This is a genomic window from Ilumatobacter sp. (assembly GCF_041688325.1).
In the GTDB taxonomy this organism is placed as follows: domain Bacteria; phylum Actinomycetota; class Acidimicrobiia; order Acidimicrobiales; family Ilumatobacteraceae; genus Ilumatobacter_A.
In genome coordinates, this window is sequence record NZ_JBDNIJ010000214.1 from 1 (window position 1) to 7,943 (window position 7,943).

The 7,943-nt window shown below is 63.5% G+C and carries 11 protein-coding genes; 3 read left to right on the plus strand and 8 right to left on the minus strand.

Going from position 1 to position 7,943, the window contains the following annotated elements; all coding sequences use genetic code 11:
• Both ACH2EI_RS12305 and ACH2EI_RS12310 read left to right on the plus strand, forming a co-directional pair.
• On the plus strand, positions 1-267 hold a 267-nt coding region (locus ACH2EI_RS12305), incomplete at its 5' end, for an NUDIX domain-containing protein (protein WP_395160230.1).
• Complete coding sequence (locus ACH2EI_RS12310; protein WP_395154591.1) at positions 249-1,013, plus strand: SDR family oxidoreductase; 765 nt, start codon at positions 249-251, stop codon at positions 1,011-1,013. The genes ACH2EI_RS12305 and ACH2EI_RS12310, both read left to right, overlap by 19 nt.
• 87 nt (positions 1,014-1,100) lie before the next feature.
• On the opposite strand, the gene ACH2EI_RS12315 is transcribed toward ACH2EI_RS12310, so the two are convergent.
• Both ACH2EI_RS12315 and ACH2EI_RS12320 read right to left on the minus strand, forming a co-directional pair.
• On the minus strand, positions 1,101-1,451 hold the full coding sequence (locus ACH2EI_RS12315) for a hypothetical protein (protein ID WP_395154590.1): 351 nt from the start codon (positions 1,449-1,451) through the stop codon (positions 1,101-1,103).
• Positions 1,452-1,510: 59 nt separating this feature from the next.
• Positions 1,511-2,293, minus strand: a complete 783-nt coding sequence (locus ACH2EI_RS12320; protein WP_395154589.1) for an SDR family oxidoreductase — start codon at positions 2,291-2,293, stop codon at positions 1,511-1,513.
• Positions 2,294-2,448: 155 nt separating this feature from the next.
• On the opposite strand from ACH2EI_RS12320, the gene ACH2EI_RS12325 reads away from it, so the two are divergent.
• Positions 2,449-2,661, plus strand: a complete 213-nt coding sequence (locus tag ACH2EI_RS12325; protein ID WP_395154588.1) for a hypothetical protein — start codon at positions 2,449-2,451, stop codon at positions 2,659-2,661.
• 20 nt (positions 2,662-2,681) lie between these two features.
• On the opposite strand, the gene ACH2EI_RS12330 is transcribed toward ACH2EI_RS12325, so the two are convergent.
• The 6 genes from ACH2EI_RS12330 to ACH2EI_RS12355 form a co-directional block, all read right to left on the minus strand.
• Positions 2,682-4,082, minus strand: coding sequence for a wax ester/triacylglycerol synthase domain-containing protein (locus ACH2EI_RS12330; RefSeq protein ID WP_395154587.1), 1,401 nt, complete (start codon positions 4,080-4,082; stop codon positions 2,682-2,684).
• Positions 4,083-4,237: 155 nt separating this feature from the next.
• On the minus strand, positions 4,238-4,858 hold the full coding sequence (locus ACH2EI_RS12335) for a phosphatase PAP2 family protein (protein WP_395154586.1): 621 nt from the start codon (positions 4,856-4,858) through the stop codon (positions 4,238-4,240).
• On the minus strand, positions 4,858-5,724 hold the full coding sequence (locus ACH2EI_RS12340; protein ID WP_395160232.1) for a RecB family exonuclease: 867 nt from the start codon (positions 5,722-5,724) through the stop codon (positions 4,858-4,860). Before ACH2EI_RS12340 ends, ACH2EI_RS12335 begins: the two co-directional genes overlap by 1 nt.
• 41 nt (positions 5,725-5,765) lie before the next feature.
• Positions 5,766-6,626: an alpha/beta hydrolase gene (locus ACH2EI_RS12345; RefSeq protein ID WP_395154584.1), complete on the minus strand. Its 861-nt coding sequence runs from the start codon at positions 6,624-6,626 to the stop codon at positions 5,766-5,768.
• 75 nt (positions 6,627-6,701) lie between these two features.
• Positions 6,702-6,974: a hypothetical protein gene (locus ACH2EI_RS12350; RefSeq protein WP_395154583.1), complete on the minus strand. Its 273-nt coding sequence runs from the start codon at positions 6,972-6,974 to the stop codon at positions 6,702-6,704.
• A gap of 86 nt (positions 6,975-7,060) precedes the next feature.
• The coding region (locus ACH2EI_RS12355; RefSeq protein WP_395160234.1) for an SDR family oxidoreductase at positions 7,061-7,943 on the minus strand (883 nt) is incomplete at its 5' end.

Below are 7,943 nucleotides of genomic sequence, written 5' to 3' on the forward strand. Positions count from 1 at the left end.
GAGGACCTCGAAGGTGCAGTCATCCGCGAGGTCAAGGAAGAGGTCGGCGTCGACGTCGATGACGTCCGTTACGTTGGCAGCCAGCCGTGGCCGTTCCCGCACAGCCTGATGGTCGGCTTCCGCGTGAACTACACCGGCGGCGAGATCGTCTGTCAAGCGGGCGAGATCATGGATGCCAATTGGTACCGCAAGGACGACCTCCCGATGATTCCGCCGAACATCTCGATTGCTGGGCGAATCATCCAGCAATGGATCGCCGAGTCATGACGCGGCCGGTCATGCTGGTGACCGGCGGGAGCCGAGGCATTGGCGCAGCAACTTGCCGACTCGCTGCTGCAGCCGGCTACGACGTCGCCGTCAACTACGCCTCGAACCGTGACGCCGCCGACACGGTCGTCAGCGCGTGTCGCGAGGCCGGGGCATCAGCGGTTGCTGTGCAGACCCTGGTCGAGTCTGAAACCGACGTGATTGCCATGTTCGACGAGGTCGTGGGTGCACTCGGGCCGATTGCTTGCCTGGTGAACAACGCAGGGATAGTGCGGGACCAGGTTCGTTTCGATGAGATGTCGGTCGAGCGATGGCGTGAAATGTTCGAGGTCAACGTGATTGGCTCGTTCATCTGCGCCCGTGAAGCAGTGCAGCGCATGTCGACACGCCACGGCGGCGCAGGCGGTTCGATCGTGAACGTGTCGTCGGCAGCGTCGTACCTTGGAAGCCCTGGCGAGTACATCGACTACGCAGCCTCGAAGGCGGCGATTGACACGATGACCATGGGGCTTGGCAAGGAAGTTGCCGAGGAGGGAATCCGTGTCAACGCGGTTCGTCCTGGTGTCGTCTACACCGACATTCACGGCAGCGGCGGTGAGCCGGGTCGTGTCGATCGGGTCGCCGGCGGTGTGCCGATGCGTCGAGGCGGGCAGCCCGAAGAGGTCGCTCAGGCGATTCTCTGGTTGGCTTCGGATGCGGCGTCCTACATCACCGCGACGACGGTGAACGTCAGCGGCGGTCGCTGATTTCGCTGATGGTGCTGATGCCGGTGTGAGCTGGTCAGGGCTCAGCACCTTGGTCGAGTACGGCCTGGATCGGGCGCGACGTGATTTCTAGATGTCGTCGAACAGAGTTGGACGACCGCGCTGGATTTTGATGTGCTTGCCGACTGGCAAATCAACAGCGGGCGGTTTCTCGAACATCTCGAGCTGTTCCCAGGTGACGGCAACATCGCTGACGGTGCACCAGCGCAGGCGACCCCGTGAACCCGGTCGGCGAATCTCGAGGACCTCGGCACGCAGTGATCGCGTCGCGCCGTCGGGGTCGCGCAGTTGAATGCTGCCGTCGTCCTCGATGCCCTCAACTTTGCCGACGATCCAACGACCCTTGCTGTTTTGTTGAAAACGGATTGGTTCACCGACTCGCAGGCCCAAACGGGCAAGAGCGGCAGGCGAACGTTGCATCGTGGTCGAACGGGGCAATCAATGATGATGATGATGATGATGATGCTGATGATGGGCGGTCAGCCGCCCATGACGGTGCGCTGCAACTTGCGCATGCCACCGAGCCAGCGGTCGGGGCTGGCAGCCTTCATCTGCATGTAGCCGGCGACTTCGGGATGCGGGAGCACGAAGAATGTCTCCTGCTCGATCGTGTCGGCGACCTGCACCGCGACGTCGGCCGGCTCCAGAACATCGCCAGCGGCCTTGACCACGTTGCCACCTGACATGGCATCGTCGCCGGCGTGGAGCATGGCGGTGTTGACGCCCTGCGGACAGAGACAGGTGACCTTGATGCCGCGGTCGCCGTAGGTGATCGACATGTACTCGGCGAAGGCGACAGCAGCCCGCTTTGACAAGGTGTACGGACCGGAGCCGATCTGGGCCAGCAAACCCGCGGCCGATGCGGTCGAGCAGAAGTAGCCTTCGCCGCGTTCGAGCCAGTCGGGGAGCAAGTAGCGAGCGGCCCAACGGTGTGCGTGGACGTTGACGTTCATTGCCAACTCCCAGTCGTCTTCCGGGGTGGCGAGCACGTCGCTCCCGTTGCCGACGCCGGCGTTGGCGAAGAACAGATCGACGTGGCCCATTGCCTCGATTGCTCCTTCGACGAGGGCCTTGTTGCCCGCCTCGGTGCTGACGTCTGCGACGAAGGCGATGGCGCCATCGAGCGAGGCTGCGACAGCCTCAGCACCACGGAGGTCGGCGATTGCGACCCGGGCCCCACGTGCATGGAACTCACGTGCGAGTGCCTCTCCGATACCCCGGCCAGCACCGGTGACGACGACGTTTTTGCCTTGCAGATCCATAGCACAGCATCGTATGCCCGACGCTGGGGTCGGCGACGATCCCGTGTGAACACGGGCGCTGAGGTCAAGTCCGCACTGCTTCGATTGTGTGACAGGTTTCTGAACTCGGAGCAGGTGCACACTCGGTGTCCAATCGCCGGGTACCGTGTCAGGTAATGACTGATCAGCGCAACGCCAACGACGCAGTGATCAACGAGGCTGTCGGTGTTATCGACGGTGCACTCTCTCGGATGATGCAGCGTGAGCTCGTCTCGAGCGGCGAGGTCGCTGACCTCCTGCTCGACGTCCGCACACTGCTGACCACCGAGGCCGAAAAGCCGTCCGTGGTCATCGAGACGATCGAACCGGTCGCCAGCGAAACTGTCTGACGAGGCGGCCTCGTCGAGGCCTACTTCTTCGCAAGCTTCGTAAAACGAGCGATCGCATCGTCGAGGCATCGTTTCAGCAGCGCAGGGTTATCGACCGCTGCCGAGTCGGTGTTCAATCCCATGTCCAAGTTGCCGTTGTAGCTCAGCAGGGTCAGGTTGAACGCCACGCCGCTGAGCGGGCCGACCGGAATGTTGTGCAGCAACTGAGCGCCCGCGACGAACAACGGCATCGGTGCCCCGCGCACGTTCGAGGTGGCGAAGTCAACGGTCTGTGCTTGCTGGCGAGCCATTCGGGTGAGCAGTGACGTGGGAAGGCCTGCAGCTACCGCTGCCATTGAGTCGAGGTTGGCGCCACCCGTGGCGCTGACAGCGGCTGCCGATGCTTGGTCGATTGCACTAAACCGTTCGTCGAGCGACATTTCGCCGGTCGGAACGAGCATTCGCACGAGCGAGAACGCGTTGGCACCGGATGACTCGGTGCGAGTACTGATCGCCATCGACGCCCGGAGTGCCTCAACAGGGCTGCCGTGTTCGACGTGATAGGCGCTGGCCGCATCGGTCGCAATCGTTAAGAACGCCGTGTTGAGGGTGCCCCCGAGTCGTTTGGCCGCAGCTTTCGTCGCGTCAAACGGTGCCACTGAATGTTCGAGGGTGCGCCGCGTCGAGCGTTGCGTCCACAGAGGTGAACGAGCGGGGTCGGTGTCGCCCAACTGGTTGATGATGCTGCGGAACGTTTTGGCTGCTGCGCTGCTCGCATCGGGGATATGTGATGGGTCGGAGAGCAGGTCCTTGACCTGCTTCAAGATGCCGATTGGCAGCCGCATCGATCCGGCGAGGATGTCGCGCACGGCGTCAGCAGTCTTGGTGTCCTTGTCGCGGAGATCCTCGTTGGCAGCCGCGATCTCGTCAGGTGTGAGCGGTTCTGGCTGGAGGGCATCGCGCTCGAAGTCGAGAAACTCGAGTGACAACTTCACGCCGCTCTCGCCGTCGGCGATGGTGTGGTGGAGCTTTTGGATCAGCGCCGCTCGGTTGCCCTTGAGACCTTCGACGACGGTGAACTGCCACAGCGGGCGAGTTCGGTCGAACGGGTCGGCACACAGCAGTGTCGCAAGGTCGAAGAGTTGGCGTTCGGTGCCGGGCTTGGGAAGAGCGACGCGGCGCAGGTGCAGGTTGATGTCGAAGTCAGAGTCATCGACCCAGGTCGGTGCGCTCACATTGCCCGGCGCGGTTTGCACTCGTTGGCGGAGGCGCGGCATGCGGTGGCTGGCGCGGATCAAGCGTTCGCGCAGCAGGTCAACGTCAGGCTTGCGGTCGAGGATCGTTACCGAGGCGAACGTCGACGACAAATGCGGGTCTTTTTCTAGCCGCCACATCAAACCCTCAGCGTCACTCATCTTGTTGCCGTACGCGATGTCGCTCATTGGCGCTCAGGGTATGCGGGCAAACCCAGTGGTTGGCACGATCGATGAGCGCCAGACCGGCTGAGCGTGCTCGGGACTCATCGCTCCATGGCCCCGGAGCGTGGGTGGTGGCTGGGTGGTGGCGGCGGGGAGGGGTGGCTGGGGAGGGGCGAATGTTAGGCGGGGAGGAGGCGCCGGGCAATACGGCGGCCGATCAGGCCGAGAATGCGACCGACGACGAGGCCACCCACGACGTCAGAAGCGTGATGAATTCTCACGTAGGCGCGGCTTGTGCCGACAATGCCGGCGACGGTAAACCACACAGTGCCCATCCGCTTGCCATCCCATGCGGTCAGCATCGTGGCGGCAAACGCGGCGGCACTGGAATGCCCAGACGGGAACGACGAGGTCATCGGCTTGCGAACCTTCAACCGGTCGTCGCCATCGATGGTGGGGCGAGTGCGCTTGAACAGGCGCTTGACGCCCTGGTTGACGATGAGGCTTTCCGCGCCGATCAGGACGGCAAGCACGACCACCTGGTCGCGGCGGCCCTTGGCGAGGCCTCGAGTGACGCTGATCGCGTGCCAGATGAGGCTGAACTCGCCGACATGGCTGGCAGTGGTGAACACCTTGTCGGCGATCGGGTTACCGCGGACTTGTTCGAGGAGCTTGTCGACACGTTGATCGAATGCATCGACGACGGGGCCGAACGCACCTTGGCCGGGAACGTCGTCGAGCGGTGGGTCGGCAATCGATTCTGGTGAAATCGATTCTGACGCTGCGTCTGCTGTTGCCATCAGGATTCGAGGCTGACCGGCGTCGGCGTGAGTAAGGCCTCGTAAGCGGCTCGGGCCTCGGTCTCCGCCAGGGCGGGGTCGCCGTTGAATTCAGGGCACCATCGTTGGAATGAGCACCAGTTGCAGAGGTTGCTCTGGTTCGGGCGGAAGTCGCCGGTGGTGCACGCACGTTCGACTGCCGCCCACACCGCCTTCGTTCGGGTCGTGATGAACCTGACCGATTGTGCAGACGGGGTGGTTTCGATCGTCTCGCCGGTTTTGAGGTACATCAGGCGAATCTTTGACGGAACCACGCCGAAGACCTGCTCGCAGAGGAACGCGTAGAAGTGAACTCCGGCGAGGCTCTTCTGTTCGTACCGACCCGACGGGGCTCGACCGGTTTTGTAGTCGGTGACGACCAGCCCACCGTGCTCGTCGAGTTCGAGTCGGTCGATGATGCCGCGGAGCTGCAGGTTGCCCACGTCGGCGGTCATCCAAAGTTCGAGGCCGATCTCGCGAACGGTGCGCGGGTCTTCCATGCCGAAGTACTTCTCGATCAGCGATTCGCACTCGCGACGGAACGAGGTGGCGCCTGCGTTGTCGAGCTGGAGGCCCACGTAGTCGGGATGTGTGAAATACTCGTCGAGCGCCGTGGCCAAGTCGATGGCGAGGGACTCGGGCCTGCGATCGGCGGCGGAGCGAACGAACAGCAGCTCCAGGGCCCGGTGCACGACGGTTCCTTTTGTGGTGGCGACGCCGGGCGGTTCGGGCAGCTTTTGGATGCTGGAGAACCGGAATTGCATCGGGCACGACGTGAACGACGAAACCCGCGATGGCGAGAGTGTCATCGGTACCGGGTAGGCCGGCTCGACGGCAGCTTCTGACATGCAACTCACCCTACAGATCGCCTGTCACCGCCGGATCGCTGTCAGGCGAGGGTGTCGCGGAGCAGGTCGGCAATGACGTCGGGAGTGATAAACGGCGTGAGGTGGTTGCCGGCTTCCAGTTCGATGTACGAGCCGTTCGGGAGGCGTTCGGCGACGCTGGCGGCGATTCCGGCGGGAGAGCGTTCCTCGTCAACCTTGCCCGACACGACGATGACCTTGGTCTCGACCTCGGGGAGGAGATCCCAGAAGCCATGGGTGCCACCGGTTTCGAATGTGCGCGCTTCGTGCTCGGGAGCGCAGCGCAGCTCGACTCCGTCACCGCCAGGTCCGTTGCCCCCAGTTCCGCCGCCGATCGGGGCGAAGCCGTGCTCGACGTAGGCGCGAAGGATGTCGGGGTCGAAGAACTGCATCGGCGGCTTCGACGAGTACCGCTCGACCGCTGCCTCATACGAGTCGAAGGTGGCGCGGCGATTGCGGGCTGCGGCGATCATGGGCGTGGGCTCGCCCTTGGGGCCGACGTCGGGGGCGGGGAAGATGATCGGCTCGAACACGACCAGCGTCTCAAAGAGGCCGGGGTGGGCATGAGCCGCCATCACGAGCGACGCTCCTCCCATTGAGTGGCCGAATGCGACAAGACCGCCGTCAGGCGCAATTGCTTCGGCTGCGACCCGAGCGTCATCGCCGTACTTGGACCAGTCGACCTTCCAGTCGTCGGGCCGGGAGGTCATGCCGTGGCCTCGGTGGTCGAGGCCGAAGGACGTGAAGTCGGCGCCAAGTCGGTGGGCGATCGGCTCGTAGCAATGGGCATGGAAGCCGGTTGCGTGTGACCAGAGCAGTGTCCGGCCGGCGCCGCCGAACTCGTGAACCGCTACCTGAATACCGTCTGATGATTCGATCCGCACGGCGCCATCATCGTCGGGTTAGACCACGCGAGGCCAATCGTGATCGCCGCGGGTTGGACGAGAGTTGGCCGAGGGTCAGCGCTGGTGCTTGCGCTTGCGAGCGCGTCGCCACCAGGCGAGGAACAGCCGGTCGAGCAGCACGCCGAGGCCGATCGCAATGGCGATGGCGACCCATGTCCGACTGTTGAAGTCGAAGAACAGGAACTCGATAGCGGTTCGCTCGCGGTTCTGCGCAATGAACGCCGCGGTGACAGCTGCGACGAGAATCGTCAGCACCAAAAAGATCCCGGGCCCGTTGCGACCAGCGCCGCCGGGTTGTTCGTCGTACTGGAGATCGTTGTCGCTCACCTGCACAGCATGTCAGAAACAGACCCTCTCACGCGCCGAAGGCGTGAGGGAGGTGCGCTGACCTCACGCCTTCGGCGAAGAGTGGCCTACTTGAGGGCTTTGAGGAACATTGCCGTTTCTTCGGCGATGGCGGCGGGGACCTCGTAGCCGGTTTGGTCGGTGACGGTGTCCCAGTTGTCGCGCAGGTTCTCGGGCGTGAGCGAATCGGATGTGTAGCCCTGGCACTCGGCGATGAACACTTCGGCAACGCGGCCACCGCCAACCGAGTACGTACGGCCCGTCGACTCGCAGGACTCGTGGCTCAGGTACGTGACGAGCGGCGAGACAAGTTCGGGTTGCAGCTTCTCGCCGAGTGAACCAAGAAGATCTTCGGTCATGCGGGTGTAGGCGAGCGGCGCAATGGCGTTTGCCTTGATGTTGAACTTCGCACCTTCGACGGCGAGCACGTTGGTGAAGCCGACGAGCCCCATCTTGGCGGCGCCGTAGTTGGCCTGGCCAAAGTTGCCGAAGATGCCGGCAGCGGACGATGTGGACACGATGCGGCCGTACCCCTGTTCCCGCATCAGCTTCCAGGCCGGGCCGGTGACGTTAAATGCGCCGCGAAGGTGGACGTCGAGGACCGGGTCGACCAGATCGGGGGTCATGTTGTGGAACGATTTGTCGCGGAGGATGCCGGCATTGTTGATGACGATGTCGATCTTGCCGTAGGCATCGATGGCGGACTTGACGATCGACTCGCCGCCCTCAGACGTCGCGACCGAATCGGTGTTGGCAACGGCGTCGCCGCCGGCTGCGGTGATCTCGTCGACGACCAGTTGAGCGGCGCCCTTGTCGCTGCCCGAACCGTCGACAGAACCGCCGAGGTCGTTCACCACAATCAGTGCACCACGTGCTGCCATCATCAGTGCGTGCTGCCTACCCAGGCCGCCACCGGCGCCGGTGATGATCGCTACTCTGCCGTCGAATCCA